The following is a 15,569-nucleotide window of genomic DNA, read 5'->3' on the forward strand; positions in this document are numbered from 1 at the left end:
TATTTTTCTATAACAGCCCCGAAACCTAACGTGAGAGGGCAATCATGGTCAGCGGCATCACCGTCCATCCCATCGAGTTCACCGGCGCCGGCCCGGGCGATCCCGGGCTGCTGACGCTCGCCGCCCTGCGGGCGCTGGAGCAGGCCGATATCGTGCTGCACGACAGCCTCGTCGCGCCGGCGATCCTTGCCCTTGCCGGGCCGCAGGCCAGACTGATCGACGTGGGGAAACGGGGATTCGGCCGCTCCACCCCGCAGCAGGACATCAACCGCCTTCTGGTCGAACATGCAAACCGGGGCGCGCGCGTCGTGCGGCTGAAGGCCGGCGATCCGACCATATTCGCCCGCCTCGACGAGGAACTGACCGCCTGCGAGGCCGCCGGCATCCCCTGGAACATCACCCCCGGCATCACCGCCGCCGCCGCGGCTGCCGCGAGCCTCGGGCAAAGCCAGACGCAGCGCGGGCGCAACCGTTCTCTGCGCTACCTGACCGGCCACGACGCCGAGGGGCTGGCCGAACACGACTGGGCCATGCTCGCCCGCCCCGGTGCGGTCGCGGCGCTTTACATGGGCAAGACGGCCGCGCGCTTCGTGCAGGGGCGCCTGCTCATGCACGGGGCCGGCCCTGAAATCCCGGTCAGCGTGATCGAGAACGCCTCCTGTCTGGATGAGCGCATCCTCGCGACGACGCTCGCCGCCCTTCCCGAAACCCTTGCCGCGGCCCGCATGGACGGCCCGGCGCTGATCTGGCTCGGCCTTGCGCCCCGCGCTGTCCGGGCCGAACAGAAACGAAAGGAATCTGCCTGATGGCTTCCCGTCCCTTCACCCCCAAGGTCGTCACCGCCAATGATCTTCTGATCGGTGACGTGATCTACCAGACCGCCGACGACACATGGACGCGCGAGCTTGCGCTGGCCGAAGTCCTTACCGACGAGGCCGATGCCCAGCTGCGCCTGCTTCATGCCGAACGCCAGCAGCATCGCCTGTCCGGCGCCTATCTGGCCGATGTCGTCGCCACGCCCGAGGGCCCCCGGCCCGCGCATTTCCGCGAAGGCTTTCGCGCGCGCGGCCCCTCGAACCGTCCGCACGGCAAGCAGGAGCATCTTTCCCATGTATGAGCAAAGCGAATTCGACGCGGCCTTTCTGGCCCGGCGCACCAGCCAGTTCCGCGCACAGGCGGAACGGCGGGTCAGCGGCGCGCTCACCGAGGGCGAATTCCTGCCGCTGCGTCTCAAGAACGGGCTGTACCTGCAGCTTCACTCCTACATGCTGCGGGTGGCGATCCCCTACGGCACGCTGAGCGGCCCCCAGCTGCGCGCGCTCGCCCAGGTGGCCGAGCAGTGGGACAAGGGCTATGGCCATTTCACCACGCGCCAGAACATGCAGTTCCACTGGCCGGCGCTTCAGGATGTGCCCGACATACTCGCCACGCTCAATTCGGTCGGGCTGCATTCGGTGCAGACCAGCGGCAACACGGTGCGCAACACCACCTCCGACCCCCATGCCGGCGCGGCGGCGGATGAAGTGACCGATCCCCGCCCGCTGGCCGAACTGATCCGGCAATGGTCCACCGACCACCCCGAATTCCAGTTCCTGGGGCGCAAATTCAAGATCTGCGTGATCGCCAGTCCCGCCGACCGGGCGGTGATGCGCTCGAACGACATCGGGCTGCGCATCGTCGAACGTGACGGCGCGCGCGGGGTGCAGGTCTTTGTGGGCGGCGGGCTTGGCCGCACACCGTTCCTCTCGACCGAGATCAGCGATTTCGTTCCGCTCGACGATCTGCTCGCCTATATCGAATCCATTCTCTACGTCTACAACCGCTTCGGGCGGCGCGACAACAAGTGGAAGGCGCGCATCAAGATCCTGGTGCAGGAGATGGGCATCGAGCGCCTGCGCGAGAAGGTCGAGGAACAACTGCCGCTGCGCCGCAGCCTCTATCCGGGTGATACGGTGCGCCGGGAACTGGCCGTGATCGAGGCACGTTTCGCGCGCCCCGATCTGCGCAGCGCGCCGCTCGACGGCTTTCACGCGGCCTATGATGCGGACCCGGTGTTCCGCTCCTTCGTCGATACCAACGCCGAGGCGCACCGTGACCCGCAACATGCGATCGTTGCCATCAGCCTCAAGGCGCCGGGGGCCACTCCGGGCGACGCGAGCGCGGAACAGCTGCGCCTGCTTGCCGATCTGGCCGAGCAGTATTCGCATGGCGAACTGCGCGTGACGCTCGACCAGAACGTGGTGCTACCGCATGTGCACCGCGCCGATCTGCCGGCGCTTCACCGGGCGCTGAAGCCTGCGGGGCTCGCCACCGCGAATATCGGGCTTGCAACGGATATCGTCTCCTGCCCGGGCATGGATTACTGCACGCTTGCAACCGCGCGCTCGATTCCGGTCGCACAGGCGATCGCCGCCCGGGTCGAACAGCTTCGGCTGGAGCACGCGGTCGGATCGTTCAAGATCCGCATGTCGGGCTGCATCAATGCCTGCGGGCACCACCATCTTGGCCATGTGGGCATCCTCGGGCTCGACCGCGCCGGCGTCGAAAACTACCAGATCACGCTCGGCGGCGATCCCGGCGAGACCGCGGCGCTCGGCGCCCGCATGGGGCCGGGATTTGCCGCAGACGAGGTCGTGCCCGCCATCGAGCGGCTGATCATGGCCTATCTCGACTTGCGTATCTCTTCGGAGGAGAGCTTTATCGAAACCCTGCGGCGCCTCGGGGTCGAGCCGTTCAAGGCGGCCCTCTACCCCCCGGCCGCCATGGCCGCCGAGTAAGATCCATGCTTCAGATACTCAACAACACGAACGCTCCGCCCGACACGGCGGATCCGCCCGCCCTTGCGGCACGGGTCGCGGCGCTGAACCACAGGTTCCGCCACCACAGCGCTCATGACGTGCTGACCCATGCCCTGCACGGGATGGAGCGGATCGCGCTGGTTTCGAGTTTCGGCGCCGAATCGGTGGTGCTTCTGCATATGGCGGCGGTGATCGACCAGGCGACCCCGGTGCTGTTCATCGACACCGAGATGCTGTTCACCGAAACGCTGGTCTATCAGCGCGAGGTGGCCGAGCGGCTCGGCCTCAGCAACCTGCGCATCCTGCGCGGCGCCGACATCGCCCGCCACGACCCGGACGGCACGTTGCACCTGCGCGACCCCGACGCCTGCTGTGCGCTGCGCAAGACCGCGCCGCTCGAGGCCGCGCTCCAGGGGTTCGAGGGCTGGATCACCGGGCGCAAGCGGTTCCAGTCCAGCACCCGGGCCCGGCTCGATTTCTTCGAGGTCGAGAAGGGCGCGGCGCGGATCAAGGTCAACCCCCTCGCCTGGTGGAGCACGCAGGATCTGCGCGATTACATGGAGGAAAACCGCCTGCCCCGGCATCCGCTGGTTGCGCGCGGCTATGCCTCGATCGGCTGCGCCCCCTGCACATCGCCCGTCAGCGCCGGAGAGGATCCGCGCGCCGGCCGCTGGCGGGGCCGTGACAAGGAAGAATGCGGCATCCACTTCGTCAACGGACGGGCCGAACGAGAGGAGACCCCGAAATGAGCGTCATCGTCACCGACGACGGCTTTGCGCCGGACAACTGGAGCGGCGGCTTTGCCGATCCGGCCGATCCGGGCGCACGGGCCATCGAGCTTGATCCCGAGGCCGACCTCGAGGCACTGGCGCCGCGCTTTGCGTCGCTCGAGATGATCCGCGTACAGTTCCCCGTCTTTCGCGACGGGCGCGGTTTTTCCATCGCGCGGCAGTTGCGGCTGCTGGGTTATCGCGGGCGGCTGCGCGCCGCCGGACATGTGCTGGCCGACCAGTACGCCATGGCGCGGCGCTGCGGTTTCGACGAGATCGAGATCGACGCGGACCTGGCGGCGCGCCAGCCCGAAGAGCACTGGCTGGCCCGCGCCGACTGGGCCGTGCTCGACTATCAGGAGCGCCTGCGGCGCGACGCCGCGCTTATCGGCTGGCAATCCCCCGCCTCCATGACTTATATCAATGACTGAAGGAAAGGGTCGGGTTATGCCCGGCCGCATAGGAAAATGACCGAGCTGACCGAATTGAACCAGGCCACCGCAACCAAGATCGCCACCCTGCCCGATGCCCAGACCGTGACCGAAGTCCGGCACTGGAGCGACCGGCTGTTCTCGTTCCGTGTGACGCGGCCGCGCTCGCTGCGCTTCCGCTCGGGAGAGTTCGTGATGATCGGGCTGCTTGGCGATAACGGCAAGCCGCTGCTGCGGGCCTATTCCATCGCCTCGCCCTCCTGGGACGAGGAACTTGAATTCTACTCGATCAAGGTGCCGGACGGGCCGCTAACCAGCCGGCTCCAGCATATCCAGCCGGGCGACGAGATCATCCTGCGCCCCAAGCCCGTCGGCACGCTGGTGCATGATGCGCTGCTGCCCGGAAAACGCATCTGGTTCTTTGCCACCGGCACCGGGTTTGCGCCCTTCGCCTCGCTGCTGCGCGACCCCGAGACCTATGAGAATTACGACGAGGTGATCATCACCCACACCTGCCGCACCGTGGCCGGGCTGGAATATGGCCGCCAGTTGATCGAGAAGCTGGAAGAGGATCCGCTGATCGGCGAGATGGTCGCGGGAAAGCTGCGCTATTACCCGACCACCACCCGCGAGGACAGCCCGCATATGGGGCGGATCACCACCCTGCTGAAGGACGGCACCGTGTTCCGCGACCTCGGGATCGACCCGATCAGCCCCGAGACCGATCGCGCGATGGTCTGCGGCAGCCTGAACTTCAACCGCGACCTCAAGGAACTGCTGGAAAGCTACGGGTTGCGCGAAGGCGCGAATTCCGAGCCGCGCGAATATGTGGTGGAAAAGGCGTTCGTCGGCTGACAGGCGGTTCCCGCCCGCCCCGCCGGGGCGGATGCGACAACCGGCAAGCATATGTGAAAAGGCCGCGGCAACCGGATGCCGCGGCCTTGATCATTTCTGTTCCCGCCCGCCCCGGGCGCGCGGGACCGGCTCAGCGGGCAACCGCGGCGCGGATTTCGCTCAGCACGGCGTTCAGGGCGACGGGGTTGTCGCGGGCTGCGGTCACGGCCGACTTCAGCGACTCCTTGCGGGCCTCGTCGAGATCCGAGTCGTCGATCGTCTGGATCACCTGGTCGTAGTCGAAGCCTTCTTCCGTCATCGCGGCGTCTTCATCCGCATCGACCGCATCATCGGTCGCGCCGGTGTCGGTGTCTTCGGTGTCGACGGTATCGGTTTCGACGGTATCGGTGTCGATGGTATCGGTGTCGGTCGTCACGTCGTCCGTGGATTCGACATCTTCGGGCTCGGTGCCCGCGGACGAGGTCACGTCGTCGGCGGCCGCGTCGTCGGCGGGCGCGGTATCGGCGTCGTCAAGGTCGCTCCCGGTGTCGATTTCGTCGTTTTCCAGGGCATCCGCATCCCCGGTGTCGTCGATCAGGCCCGGCTCGTCGGTGGTGGCTTCGGGCTCCGTGGTCTCGATCACGGAATCGGTGCCCTGCTGGGTCTGATACCAGTAGATGCCGCCGCCAATCACGATCACGGCAATAATGATGGCAATGATGCCCCTCATCGTCGTCACTCCTGTGTCATTATTGTCCCCGCGACAAGCGGGTCCGCAGTTGCAACAATTTCCCTGTCATATCCCATGACGCGAATTGTCATGATGCGAATGAGCGCCTGGAGCCGCTTTGTAAAGCAATATTGCAGCTTGAACCGGCCAACCGGCAAAGTTAGGCTTGCGCGCAGGTGTCACCACCCGTTTTTCGTCCCAATCAAGGAGCAAATCCATAGCCCGCAGACCCCACAACGCGCCGCCGACCCGCGACACCGGCCCGCGCGTGAACGAGAAGATCCGCGCCCCTGAAATCCGTCTGATCGGGGCCGAAGGCGAAAATGTCGGCGTGGTCACGCCGGAACGAGCAATGTCGCTGGCCGAGGAAGCCGGTCTCGATCTGGTCGAGATTTCCCCGAACGCCACTCCGCCCGTTTGCAAGATCATGGATTTCGGCAAGTTCAAATACGAACAGCAGAAACGTGAGAACGAGGCGCGCAAGAAACAGAAGACCATCGACATCAAGGAGGTCAAGTTCCGCCCCAACACGGACAAGGGCGACTATGACGTCAAGATGCGCAACGTCACACGGTTTCTGGAAGACGGTGACAAGGTCAAGATCACGCTGCGGTTCCGCGGCCGCGAGATGGCGCACCAGAACATCGGGCGCGAGCTGCTCGAACGCGTGGCCGAGGACACCAAGGACATCGGCAGGGTCGAGAACTTTCCCAAGATGGAAGGCCGCCAGATGGTGATGCTGATCGGCCCGCTTCCGCAGAAAAGCTGACGCCGTCTCGGGCGGGCGCCCGGCCAGGATCCGCCCGGCGATGCCCACAAAATGCCACCGCCCCGGAGATTTCCCCGGGGCGGTTTTCTTTTGTCCGTGCCGGACGGGGCCGGTGGCCCCGCCGCGCCGCTTACTGCAACAGCGTCGTGATGTTGCGCACGAGCGCACGGCGGTTCGCCGGCTCCGCCTTTTCGGTCCGCACCTTCAGGTAGTGCTCGCCATAGCCCTGCGTGATCATGTTCTCGGGCGGCACGTCGAAATACTGCGTCAGCGCCAGCGCCACGGTTTCCGCCCGCCGGTCCGACAGCGCGAGGTTATAGGCGTCGTCCCCGACCGCATCGGTATGTCCCTCGACCAGCAGCACGGTGCGGGGCTCGCGGCGGATCAGGTCCTTGATCGCGCTGCCCAATGCTGCGAGTTCCCGCGCCTTGTCGGGCGAGATCGCGGCCGAGCCGGTGGCAAAGGTGATCGTCTCGACCTCGATTTCGGGGGCCAGTTCGCGCAACTGGCGGATCGAGCGCACCTGCTCGAGCGAGAAGCTGCGGTTCACATCGCCGCGCAGCTCGGCCTCGAGCGCCCGGGCCAGCTGTTCCTCACGGCTGCCCCCGGGCGAGGCGACAAAGGCGTTGCGGCGGCTGTCGGCCCGGGGCAGTTCGGAAACGGTGATCGGCGCGATCTCGCGCGTGTCGTCGAAAAGCAGGTATTCCTCGCCGCTGGCCAGGATCTTCGACCGGCGCAGCACCGTGCCGTCGGCGCCCCGGATGGTGACGACGCGGCTGCCATCCGTGTTGACCACGGTGTTGCGCGTCGATCCGTCCGCGAAGGTCTCGGTGCCGACATTCGCACCGGGCCGGCGCAGCAGCGCATCGTCGTCCTTGAGCACGGCCAATTGCCCGTCCCGGTCCACCACCACACGGTCCCCGGAGTTGGACACGACCTTGTCGCCATTGGTCAGCACCGCGCCGACCGCGGCCGCGCCGAGCCCGAGCAGCAGCGCCTTTTCAAAGGTGCTGAAACGGTCCTTGTCCTCTTCCGGGGCCTCGGCCTCGGTCGCGCTGCCGGCGCCGAGCAGGCGGGTCGCGAATTCCTCGCTGGCCGAGCGCACGTCGCCTTCCTCGATGGTCCGGGTCTCGACCTCGCCACCGTCCTCGGCCTCGTCGTCGCCGGCGGCTGCGGCTGCGGCCGGCTCCTGTTCGGCACGGCGCTCGGCGGCGCGGGTGGCGCGCTCGACCTCCTCGCGGATTTCTTCCTCGGCTTCCTCTTCGGATTGTGCCTCATCGGCATCCGCGTCGGCCTCGGTCGCGCCGGTGGCTTCGTCCGTTCCGGTGGCTTCGTCCGGCTCGCCGGATTCGGACTGGTCGCCGCCGGGCTCTGCAGCGGAATCCCCGTCCTCGACTCCGGGCTCATCGGCGGCGTCGCCTTCCGCCGCACCATCTTCCGCCGCACCGTCTGCGGTGCCGCTTTCGGTGCCATCCGTCCCGGCGTCTTCCGTTGCGCTCTGGTCGTCTGCCGCACCATCGCCCTCGGCGCTGGAATCCTCCGTGGCGGAGTCCTCCGGATTTTCCTCGGCCTCGCCTTCGGCGCCCGTTACCGCCGCGCCGGATTCCGCGCCGGTGGTTGCGCCGGATTCCGCCCCGTCCGCCGGGGCCTGGTCCTCGCCCTGCTGTTCAAGCTGCTTGCGCAGTTCGCTTTCAAGGTCGCCTTCTTCGGGCTCCGCGCCGCCGGATGCCTCGGCCTCATCGGCGGTCACGCCGTCATCCGTTCCGGTTGCCGGGTCAGTTCCCGGATCTGCCGCCGGATCGGATTCGGTTTCAGGCGCGGTTTCGGCCTCTTCGGCGGCCGCCGGTTCATCTGCCGGCATCTCCGCAGCCGGGTCGGATTCGGGGGCGCTCTGCGGCTCCGCTTCGGGTTCGGGTTCGGCTTCGGCCTCGGTTTCCGGCGCACTTTCGGGGGCCGCCTCGGGCTCCGTATTCTCCGATTCCGCGGGAGCGGCCTGCGCATCATCCGGCTCCGCGGCGGGGGCCGGCTCATCTTCCGGCGCGCTCTCGTCCTGCGGCGCCTCCTCAGGCGCATTCTCATTACTTGGTGCGTCCTCGGCAGCCTCAGACTCGGCAGCCTCGGGCTCGGCCTCCCCCTCGGCCTGCGGTTCCTCGTCACCCTCGGCTTCGGATGCCTCCTGTTCCGCTTCGGTCTGTTCCGCTTCGGTGCCCTGGTCGGAGGCTTCGGGCAGGATTTCGGTCTCGGCGTCGCGCGCCTTGGGCGCGGTCTGCTGGGCCGGGACCGGCAAGGCGAGGCTGATGCTCAGGACCAGCGAAAGCGCCGTCGAAGAAAGGTAATTGTGTCGCATAGGGAGTTCCTGCGTGAACGATCAACATGGCAGGCAATCTAATGCCCCCAATGGCGCTTTCCACTTCCCGCGCGCAACGCTGGCGCGAATCCCCCGTTTCACGGTGTCCGGGCGGCGGAAACCGGCCGGTCGCGGCAGGGTTGCATGGAACCGCCCCCGGTCAAGCGGCCTCTGGCGGCGACAGGCGACCTGTGCTAGCGCGAGCCCATGAGCGAGACCATCACCATCCCCTGCCCCGACGACTGGCACCTGCACCTGCGCGACGAAGCCATGCTGCGCGCCGTCGCGCCCGAAAGCGCACGCCATTTCGCCCGGGCGATCATCATGCCGAACCTCGTGCCGCCGGTGGTGACGGGGGCCGACGCGCGCGCCTATCGCGACCGCATCCTCGCCGCCCTGCCGGATGGGCGCTTCACCCCGCTGATGACGCTCTACCTGACCGAGGACACCGACGCGGATGACGTCGCCGCCGCCCATGCCGAGGGGCTGATCACGGCGGTCAAGCTCTATCCGGCCGGCGCCACCACCAATTCGGCCAGCGGCGTGCGCGATTTCGACCGGGTGCGCGGCGTTCTGGAGCGCATGGCGGACATCGGCCTGCCGCTCTGCGTTCACGGCGAGGTCACCGACCCCGACGTGGACATCTTCGACCGCGAGGCGGTGTTCATCGAGCGTATCCTCGACCCGATCCGCCGCGCGACGCCGGGGCTGCGGGTCGTGCTCGAACATGTCACGACGCGCGACGGCACCGATTACGTGCGCAGCGCCGAGACCGGCCTTGCCGCCACGCTGACGGCGCATCACCTCGTGATCAACCGCAACCACATCTTCGCCGGCGGGATCCGCCCGCATTACTATTGCCTGCCGATCGCCAAGCGCGAAACCCACCGCCGCGCGCTGGTCGAGGCCGCCACCTCGGGCGATGCGCGGTTCTTCCTCGGCACCGACAGCGCGCCCCATGCCGATGCGATGAAGGAATCCGCCTGCGGTTGCGCCGGCTGCTTCACCGCGCCGAACGCGATTCCCCTGCTGGCCGAACTGTTCGAACGCGAAGGCGCGCTCGACCGGCTTGAAGGATTCGTATCGCGCCACGGGCCCGCCTTTTACGGGCTGCCGGTGAACCGCGAGACGCTCACGCTCAGGCGCGGCGCGCCGTTCACCTGGCCCGGGCGGATCGAGACCGGCGACGGCCCCGTGACCCTGTTCGATCCGGGTTTTCCCCTGCACTGGCACGCAACCCGCAACGAGGATTCCGCATGATCCCGACCTCTTTCCCCCCGGCCGGCGAGATGGCGCGGCTCACGGCGCGGATGCTGCTGGAAATCGACGCCGTGCATCTGAACGCGGCCGAGCCCTTCACCCTTGCGAGCGGCCTGCCGAGCCCGACCTATATCGACTGCCGCAAGCTGATCTCCTATCCCCGTATCCGCGCGACGCTGATGGATTTCCTTGCCGTCACGGTGCTGCGCGACGCCGGATTCGAGGCCTTCGACAACATCGCCGGGGGCGAGACCGCGGGCATCCCCTTTGCCGCGCTGGTGGCCGAGCGGCTGGGCCTGCCCATGACCTATGTGCGCAAGAAGCCCAAGGGCTACGGGCGCAACGCGCGGATCGAGGGCGAGATGCGCGAGGGCCAGCGCGTGCTGCTGGTCGAGGATCTGGCCACGGACGGGGGATCGAAACTTTCCTTCGTCGACGCGATCCGCGACACCGGCGCCACCTGCGCCCATACGGCGGTGATCTTCTGCTACGGCATCTTTCCCGAAGGCATCGCCCGCCTCAGGGAACACGGCGTGACCCTGCATCACCTCTGCACCTGGTGGGACGTGCTGGCCGAGGCGAAACGCTCGGGCCGCTTCGATTCGGCCACGCTCGAGGGGGTCGAGGCCTTCCTTCGCGCGCCGCGCGAGTGGCAGGACGCTCGTCAGCGGACATAGGCGGCGCGACGTCGCAGCTTGCCGGCGCCCGCAGCCACATGTTGACGCATGGCCCCCACATGCAGCAGTATGCGGTGGAAAGACGGGCCGGCGATCTATCCACAGGTTATACAGTTTGCCCGTCGCCGCCGCCCCCTGCTATGGCGCGGTCAGAGGCATCCGGCATCGCGCCCGCATGACCTGACTTCCCGGCAGTCCGCCTGCGGGCGGTCATGGGCAGCGGCAGGCGGCGCAAAAGCGGCAGACGGGCGGATCACCACGAGGAAACGGGCAGCATGACCACCATCACCAGCATCGGCCGCCCCGCCACGGAGGCCACCCCCGCCGAGGCGGCGCCGCATTCGATCGAGGCCGAACAGCAGCTTCTCGGCGCCCTGCTCACCAACAACGAGGTCTTCGACCGCGTCGCGAGCATCATCCGGCCCGAACATTTCTATGATCCGGTCCATGCCCGCATCTTCGAGACCGCCGCCGCCCGCATCGCCAAGAACGCGCTCGCCTCGCCGGTGACGCTCAAGGCCTTCATGGAACATGACGAGGGGCTGAAGGAACTTGGCGGCGCGGCCTATCTGGTGCGGCTCGCGGGGGCGGCGATCAGCACCTTCGCCGTGCGCGACTATGCGCAGATGATCTATGACATGGCGATCCGGCGCGAACTGATGGCGCTCGGGCGCGAGATCAGCGAAAAGGCGGCGCGGGTCGAGGTCGAAAGCGAACCCCGCGCCCAGATCGTCGAGGCCGAGCAGCGCCTTTACCAGTTGAGCGAACAGGGCCAGGTCGAAAGCGGCTTTCAAAGTTTCCTGCGCGCGGTCACCGATGCGGTCAATGTCGCCAACGCCGCCTATCAGCGCGACGGCGGGCTTGCCGGGCTCTCGACCGGGCTGTCCGACATCGACCGCAAGCTTGGCGGGCTGCATCGCTCGGATCTGCTGATCCTGGCCGGGCGGCCTTCCATGGGCAAGACAGCGCTGGCGACCAACATCGCCTTCAACGTCGCCCGCTGCTATCGCCGGGGCCGGCTTTCGGACGGCACCGAGGGCGCGGTGGATGGCGGCGTGGTCGGGTTCTTCAGCCTCGAGATGAGCGCCGAACAACTGGCCGCACGGATCCTGTCCGAGGCCGCCGAAGTGCCGAGCGAACAGATCCGCCGCGGCGACATGACCGAGGCCGAATTCCGCCGCTTCGTCGAGGCGGCGAAGGCGCTTGAGGCCTGCCCGCTTTATATCGACGACACGCCGGCGCTGCCGATCAGCCAGCTGGCCGCGCGGGCGCGGCGGCTCAAGCGCACGCACGGGCTCGACCTTCTGATCGTCGACTATCTCCAGCTCGTGCGCGGCGCCGGGCGCAGCGAAAACCGGGTGAACGAGATTTCCGAGATCACCATGGGGCTCAAGGCCATCGCCAAGGAGCTTGATATTCCCGTGGTCGCGCTCAGCCAGCTTTCCCGTCAGGTCGAGTCCCGCGACGACAAGCGCCCGCAGCTTTCGGACCTGCGCGAATCCGGCTCGATCGAACAGGATGCGGATGTGGTGATGTTCGTCTTCCGCGAGGAATATTACGTCGAGCGCGAAAAGCCATCCGAGGACCGGCTCGATGAAATGGTCGGCTGGCAGGAACGCATGGAGCGCCTGCACGGCAAGGCCGAAGTCATCATCGGCAAGCAGCGCCACGGGCCGATCGGCACGGTCGAACTCAGCTTCGAGGGCCGCTTCACCCGGTTCGGCAACCTCGCCAAGCCCTGGCAGCAGGGCGACTCGGGCGGGTTCTGACCGGCCCCGCCCTGCCCGTCCGCCTGCGCGGGCCACACCCCGCCGCGGGCCTCTGGACCCTGTTCTTTGCCCTTGACGCCGTGAGAGGCCATGTCATGAACGACGCCATGGATGCCGCAATGTTCCAGGCGCCCCGACCGGGGCCGACCGTCATTCGTCCGCACCGGTGCGGATGCAGGGCCGCCGGCCCGAAAGGCGGCGGGCGATGATCCTGCTGTCGCCGCTTGGTTGGGTTGGCCGCGCGCTGCTCGGGTTTCTGGCCGCGACGGGGCGGCTTGCGCTGTTCAGCATCGAGGCGATCAGCCATTTCTTCCGCCCGCCCTGGTATCCGCGCGAGATCCTGGGTGCCCTGATGCAGGTCGGCTGGCTGTCGCTGCCGGTGGTCGGCATGACGGCGCTGTTCACCGGCGGGGCGCTCGCGCTTCAGATCTATTCGGGCGGCGCGCGGTTCAGCGCCGAGGCCGTCGTGCCGCAGATCGTCGCCATCGGCATGGTGCGCGAGCTTGGCCCGGTGATGGCCGGGCTCATGATCGCGGCCCGCGTCACCTCCTCGATCGCCGCCGAGATCGCCACCATGAAGGTGACCGAGCAGATCGACGCGCTGGTGACGCTGTCGACGCATCCGATGAAATACCTGACCGCGCCGCGCGTTCTCGCCGGGCTCGTGACCGTGCCGGTGCTGGTTGCCGTCGGCGACGTGATCGGCATCGCCGGCGGCTATACGGTCGCGGTCTACAGCCTCGATTTCAATGCCGGCACCTATCTGCGCAACACGGTCGATTTCCTCGAGCCGCTCGACATCATCTCGAGCCTGGTCAAGGGCGCGGCCTTCGGGCTGATCGCGACCGCCATGGGCTGTTATTTCGGCATGAACTCGGGCCGCGGTGCCATGGGCGTCGGGCGGGCCACCAAGGACAGCGTGGAAATGGCCGCGGTGCTGATCCTCGCCGCGAACTTCATCCTGACCGGAGTGTTCTTCTCGCTATGATCCGGCTCGAGAACGTCACCAAGGCTTTCGGGCCGAAACATGTCCTGCGGGGGCTGTCGCTCGAGATTCCGCGCGGCACCTCGATGGTCATCATCGGCGGTTCGGGCACCGGGAAATCGGTCACGCTGAAATGCATCCTCGGCCTGATCGAGCCCGACTCGGGGCGCATCACCGTGGACGGGGCCGAAGCGAGCGCCGGCGACCGCGACGCCTTCCTGGCCCGTTTCGGCATGCTGTTCCAGGGCGGCGCGCTGTTCGATTCGCTGCCCGTCTGGCAGAACGTCGCCTTCCGCCTGCTGCGCGGCAGCCTCAAGCGCCCGGCCCATGAGGCGCGCGAGATCGCGGTGGAAAAGCTGCGCCGCGTCGGGCTGACGCCGGATGTGGCTGACCTGCTGCCGGCCGAGCTTTCCGGGGGCATGCAGAAGCGCGTCGGGCTGGCCCGCGCCATCGCCGCCGATCCCGAGATCATCTTTTTCGACGAACCGACCGCCGGGCTCGACCCGATCATGTCGGGGGTGATCAACGACCTGATCCGCGAGATCGTGGTCGAGATGGGCGCGACCGCCATGACCATCACCCATGACATGACCAGCGTGCGCGCCATCGCCGATAACGTGGCCATGCTCCATGACGGGGTGATCCAGTGGACCGGCCCGGTGGCGAAGCTCGACGAGTCGGGCGATCCCTATCTCGACCAGTTCATCCACGGTCGCGCCACGGGCCCGATCGAAGCGGTAAGATAGACGCCCGATCAAGGGCTTGCGTCCGGTTCCTCAACAGGCGAGCAACCTTTCTCATGGCCAATGCACCCGCCTTTGTCTGTACTGCCTGCGGCGCCCGTCACGGCAAATGGTCGGGGCGCTGCGAGTCCTGCGGGGAATGGAACACCATCCGTGAAGAGACGCCGCTTGCCGCCGGGCCCGGCAGCCGCAGCCTCGGCGCCGCGCGCGGCCGCGCGATCGAGCTCAGCGACCTGTCCACGACCGAGACGCCGCCGCCCCGCACGCTGTCGGGAATCGCGGAATTCGACCGGGTGCTGGGCGGCGGGCTGGTTCCGGCTTCGGCGCTGCTGGTCGGGGGCGATCCGGGAATCGGCAAATCGACGCTGCTGCTGCAGGCGGCCGCCCATTTCGCCCGTGCGGGACTCAAGGTCATCTACATCAGCGGCGAGGAAGCGGCAGCACAGGTGCGGATGCGGGCGCAGCGGCTCGGCCTTGAACAGGCGCCGGTGCGGCTTGCCGCGGAAACCAACCTGCGTGACATCCTGACCACGCTCGATGCCGAGCGCCCGGACCTTGTGATCATCGATTCGATCCAGACCATGTGGGCCGACAACGTGGAAAGCGCGCCCGGTTCGGTTACGCAGGTGCGCGCCGCGGCCCATGAACTGACCGGCTTTGCCAAGCGGCGCGGGCTGTCGGTGGTGCTGGTCGGCCATGTCACCAAGGAAGGGCAGATCGCCGGGCCGCGGGTGGTCGAGCACATGGTGGACACGGTGCTTTATTTCGAGGGCGAGCGCGGCCATCCCTTCCGCATCCTGCGCGCGGTCAAGAACCGCTTCGGCCCCGCCGACGAGATCGGCGTGTTCGAGATGACCGGCACCGGCCTTGCCGAAGTCGTGAACCCGTCGGAGCTGTTCCTGTCCGAGCGCGGCACGCCGAGCCCCGGCTCGGTGGTCTTCGCCGGCATCGAGGGCACGCGCCCGGTGCTGGTCGAACTGCAGGCGCTGGTGGCGCCGACGCCCCATTCCCAGCCGCGCCGCACCGTGGTCGGGTGGGACGGCGGGCGTCTTGCCATGGTGCTGGCCGTGCTCGAGGCGCGCTGCGGCATCCCCTTTGCCGGACTCGATGTCTATCTGAACGTGGCGGGCGGGCTGCGGATTTCAGAGCCCGCGGCCGACCTCGCGGTGGCCGCTGCCCTGCTCAGTGCGCGCGAGGACGCGGCGCTGCCCGCGGAAACCGTGGTTTTCGGCGAGATCAGCCTGTCGGGCGCCCTGCGTCCCGCGCCGCAGACGGAAAACCGATTGAAAGAGGCGCGAAAACTTGGTTTCACCACCGCGATCCTGCCCGAAGGCGGCAAGACCGGCTTTGATCGTGGCATTCGGCGCACAGCCATCGCCGATCTGACCGGCTTCGTTGGCCAGGTCTTCGGTACCGGTTAGGATCGCGACCTGCGGAAACGAAAGAATCGGCGAGG

Annotated in this window: 15 protein-coding genes; 13 read left to right on the plus strand and 2 right to left on the minus strand. The window is 67.5% G+C overall.

Going from position 1 to position 15,569, the window contains the following annotated elements; genetic code table 11:
- The first annotated feature begins 44 nt into the window (after positions 1 to 44).
- From cobA to B0B01_RS02360, 6 genes are read left to right on the plus strand one after another with little or no spacing between them, the layout of a single operon-like run.
- Complete coding sequence (cobA, locus tag B0B01_RS02335) at positions 45 to 806, plus strand: uroporphyrinogen-III C-methyltransferase (protein WP_076646931.1); 762 nt, start codon at positions 45 to 47, stop codon at positions 804 to 806.
- A complete protein-coding gene (locus B0B01_RS02340) occupies positions 806 to 1,117 on the plus strand; it encodes a DUF2849 domain-containing protein (RefSeq protein WP_076646933.1) in 312 nt (103 codons plus the stop codon). The genes cobA and B0B01_RS02340 overlap by 1 nt, the downstream gene beginning before the upstream one ends.
- Positions 1,110 to 2,777 carry a nitrite/sulfite reductase gene (locus B0B01_RS02345; RefSeq protein WP_076646935.1) on the plus strand — a complete coding sequence of 556 codons (1,668 nt, stop codon included), beginning with the start codon at positions 1,110 to 1,112 and terminating at the stop codon, positions 2,775 to 2,777. Before B0B01_RS02340 ends, B0B01_RS02345 begins: the two co-directional genes overlap by 8 nt.
- A gap of 5 nt (positions 2,778 to 2,782) precedes the next feature.
- Complete coding sequence (locus B0B01_RS02350) at positions 2,783 to 3,547, plus strand: phosphoadenylyl-sulfate reductase (protein ID WP_076646937.1); 765 nt, start codon at positions 2,783 to 2,785, stop codon at positions 3,545 to 3,547.
- Positions 3,544 to 3,999 carry a DUF934 domain-containing protein gene (locus B0B01_RS02355; RefSeq protein WP_076646939.1) on the plus strand — a complete coding sequence of 152 codons (456 nt, stop codon included), beginning with the start codon at positions 3,544 to 3,546 and terminating at the stop codon, positions 3,997 to 3,999. The genes B0B01_RS02350 and B0B01_RS02355 overlap by 4 nt, the downstream gene beginning before the upstream one ends.
- A gap of 36 nt (positions 4,000 to 4,035) precedes the next feature.
- A complete protein-coding gene (locus B0B01_RS02360; protein WP_076646941.1) occupies positions 4,036 to 4,854 on the plus strand; it encodes a ferredoxin--NADP reductase in 819 nt (272 codons plus the stop codon).
- Between the two features lie 130 nt (positions 4,855 to 4,984).
- On the opposite strand, the gene B0B01_RS02365 is transcribed toward B0B01_RS02360, so the two are convergent.
- Positions 4,985 to 5,572, minus strand: a complete 588-nt coding sequence (locus B0B01_RS02365) for a hypothetical protein (protein WP_143733004.1) — start codon at positions 5,570 to 5,572, stop codon at positions 4,985 to 4,987.
- 259 nt (positions 5,573 to 5,831) lie between these two features.
- Here B0B01_RS02365 and infC point away from each other — a divergent pair, with 259 nt between their 5' ends.
- Complete coding sequence (gene infC / locus B0B01_RS02370) at positions 5,832 to 6,332, plus strand: translation initiation factor IF-3 (RefSeq protein WP_234967687.1); 501 nt, start codon at positions 5,832 to 5,834, stop codon at positions 6,330 to 6,332.
- Positions 6,333 to 6,462: 130 nt separating this feature from the next.
- Here infC and B0B01_RS02375 read toward each other — a convergent pair whose 3' ends face one another.
- On the minus strand, positions 6,463 to 8,679 hold the full coding sequence (locus B0B01_RS02375; RefSeq protein WP_076646947.1) for an OmpA family protein: 2,217 nt from the start codon (positions 8,677 to 8,679) through the stop codon (positions 6,463 to 6,465).
- A gap of 207 nt (positions 8,680 to 8,886) precedes the next feature.
- On the opposite strand from B0B01_RS02375, the gene pyrC reads away from it, so the two are divergent.
- From pyrC to radA, 6 genes are all read left to right on the plus strand, one after another.
- Positions 8,887 to 9,939, plus strand: coding sequence for a dihydroorotase (pyrC, locus tag B0B01_RS02380; RefSeq protein WP_076646949.1), 1,053 nt, complete (start codon positions 8,887 to 8,889; stop codon positions 9,937 to 9,939).
- On the plus strand, positions 9,936 to 10,616 hold the full coding sequence (locus B0B01_RS02385) for an orotate phosphoribosyltransferase (protein ID WP_076646952.1): 681 nt from the start codon (positions 9,936 to 9,938) through the stop codon (positions 10,614 to 10,616). The genes pyrC and B0B01_RS02385 overlap by 4 nt, the downstream gene beginning before the upstream one ends.
- Positions 10,617 to 10,891: 275 nt before the next feature.
- Complete coding sequence (locus tag B0B01_RS02390; protein ID WP_076646954.1) at positions 10,892 to 12,385, plus strand: replicative DNA helicase; 1,494 nt, start codon at positions 10,892 to 10,894, stop codon at positions 12,383 to 12,385.
- Between the two features lie 205 nt (positions 12,386 to 12,590).
- The gene (locus tag B0B01_RS02395) at positions 12,591 to 13,373 is read left to right on the plus strand and encodes an MlaE family ABC transporter permease (protein WP_076646956.1); all 783 of its coding nucleotides are present in this window, start codon (positions 12,591 to 12,593) and stop codon (positions 13,371 to 13,373) included.
- Positions 13,370 to 14,116 (plus strand): ABC transporter ATP-binding protein, encoded by a 747-nt coding sequence (locus tag B0B01_RS02400; RefSeq protein ID WP_076646958.1) that lies wholly within the window; start codon positions 13,370 to 13,372, stop codon positions 14,114 to 14,116. The genes B0B01_RS02395 and B0B01_RS02400 overlap by 4 nt, the downstream gene beginning before the upstream one ends.
- A gap of 53 nt (positions 14,117 to 14,169) precedes the next feature.
- The gene (gene radA / locus B0B01_RS02405; RefSeq protein ID WP_076646960.1) at positions 14,170 to 15,534 is read left to right on the plus strand and encodes a DNA repair protein RadA; all 1,365 of its coding nucleotides are present in this window, start codon (positions 14,170 to 14,172) and stop codon (positions 15,532 to 15,534) included.
- Positions 15,535 to 15,569: the final 35 nt, after the last annotated feature.

The sequence above is a fragment of the Pontibaca methylaminivorans genome (assembly GCF_900156525.1).
In the GTDB taxonomy this organism is placed as follows: domain Bacteria; phylum Pseudomonadota; class Alphaproteobacteria; order Rhodobacterales; family Rhodobacteraceae; genus Pontibaca; species Pontibaca methylaminivorans.

Excerpts from the sequence above, each read along its gene's own strand:
- cobA (WP_076646931.1), top strand. The coding sequence starts at position 45 with ATGGTCAGCGGCATCACCGTCCATCCCATCGAGTTCACCGGCGCCGGC.
- B0B01_RS02355 (WP_076646939.1), top strand. The coding sequence starts at position 3,544 with ATGAGCGTCATCGTCACCGACGACGGCTTTGCGCCGGACAACTGGAGC.
- B0B01_RS02375 (WP_076646947.1), bottom strand. The coding sequence starts at position 8,679 with ATGCGACACAATTACCTTTCTTCGACGGCGCTTTCGCTGGTCCTGAGC.
- radA (WP_076646960.1), top strand. The coding sequence starts at position 14,170 with ATGGCCAATGCACCCGCCTTTGTCTGTACTGCCTGCGGCGCCCGTCAC.
- B0B01_RS02345 (WP_076646935.1), top strand. The coding sequence starts at position 1,110 with ATGTATGAGCAAAGCGAATTCGACGCGGCCTTTCTGGCCCGGCGCACC.
- B0B01_RS02390 (WP_076646954.1), top strand. The coding sequence starts at position 10,892 with ATGACCACCATCACCAGCATCGGCCGCCCCGCCACGGAGGCCACCCCC.
- B0B01_RS02360 (WP_076646941.1), top strand. The coding sequence starts at position 4,036 with ATGACCGAGCTGACCGAATTGAACCAGGCCACCGCAACCAAGATCGCC.
- B0B01_RS02395 (WP_076646956.1), top strand. The coding sequence starts at position 12,591 with ATGATCCTGCTGTCGCCGCTTGGTTGGGTTGGCCGCGCGCTGCTCGGG.
- pyrC (WP_076646949.1), top strand. The coding sequence starts at position 8,887 with ATGAGCGAGACCATCACCATCCCCTGCCCCGACGACTGGCACCTGCAC.
- B0B01_RS02385 (WP_076646952.1), top strand. The coding sequence starts at position 9,936 with ATGATCCCGACCTCTTTCCCCCCGGCCGGCGAGATGGCGCGGCTCACG.
- B0B01_RS02350 (WP_076646937.1), top strand. The coding sequence starts at position 2,783 with ATGCTTCAGATACTCAACAACACGAACGCTCCGCCCGACACGGCGGAT.
- B0B01_RS02340 (WP_076646933.1), top strand. The coding sequence starts at position 806 with ATGGCTTCCCGTCCCTTCACCCCCAAGGTCGTCACCGCCAATGATCTT.
- B0B01_RS02400 (WP_076646958.1), top strand. The coding sequence starts at position 13,370 with ATGATCCGGCTCGAGAACGTCACCAAGGCTTTCGGGCCGAAACATGTC.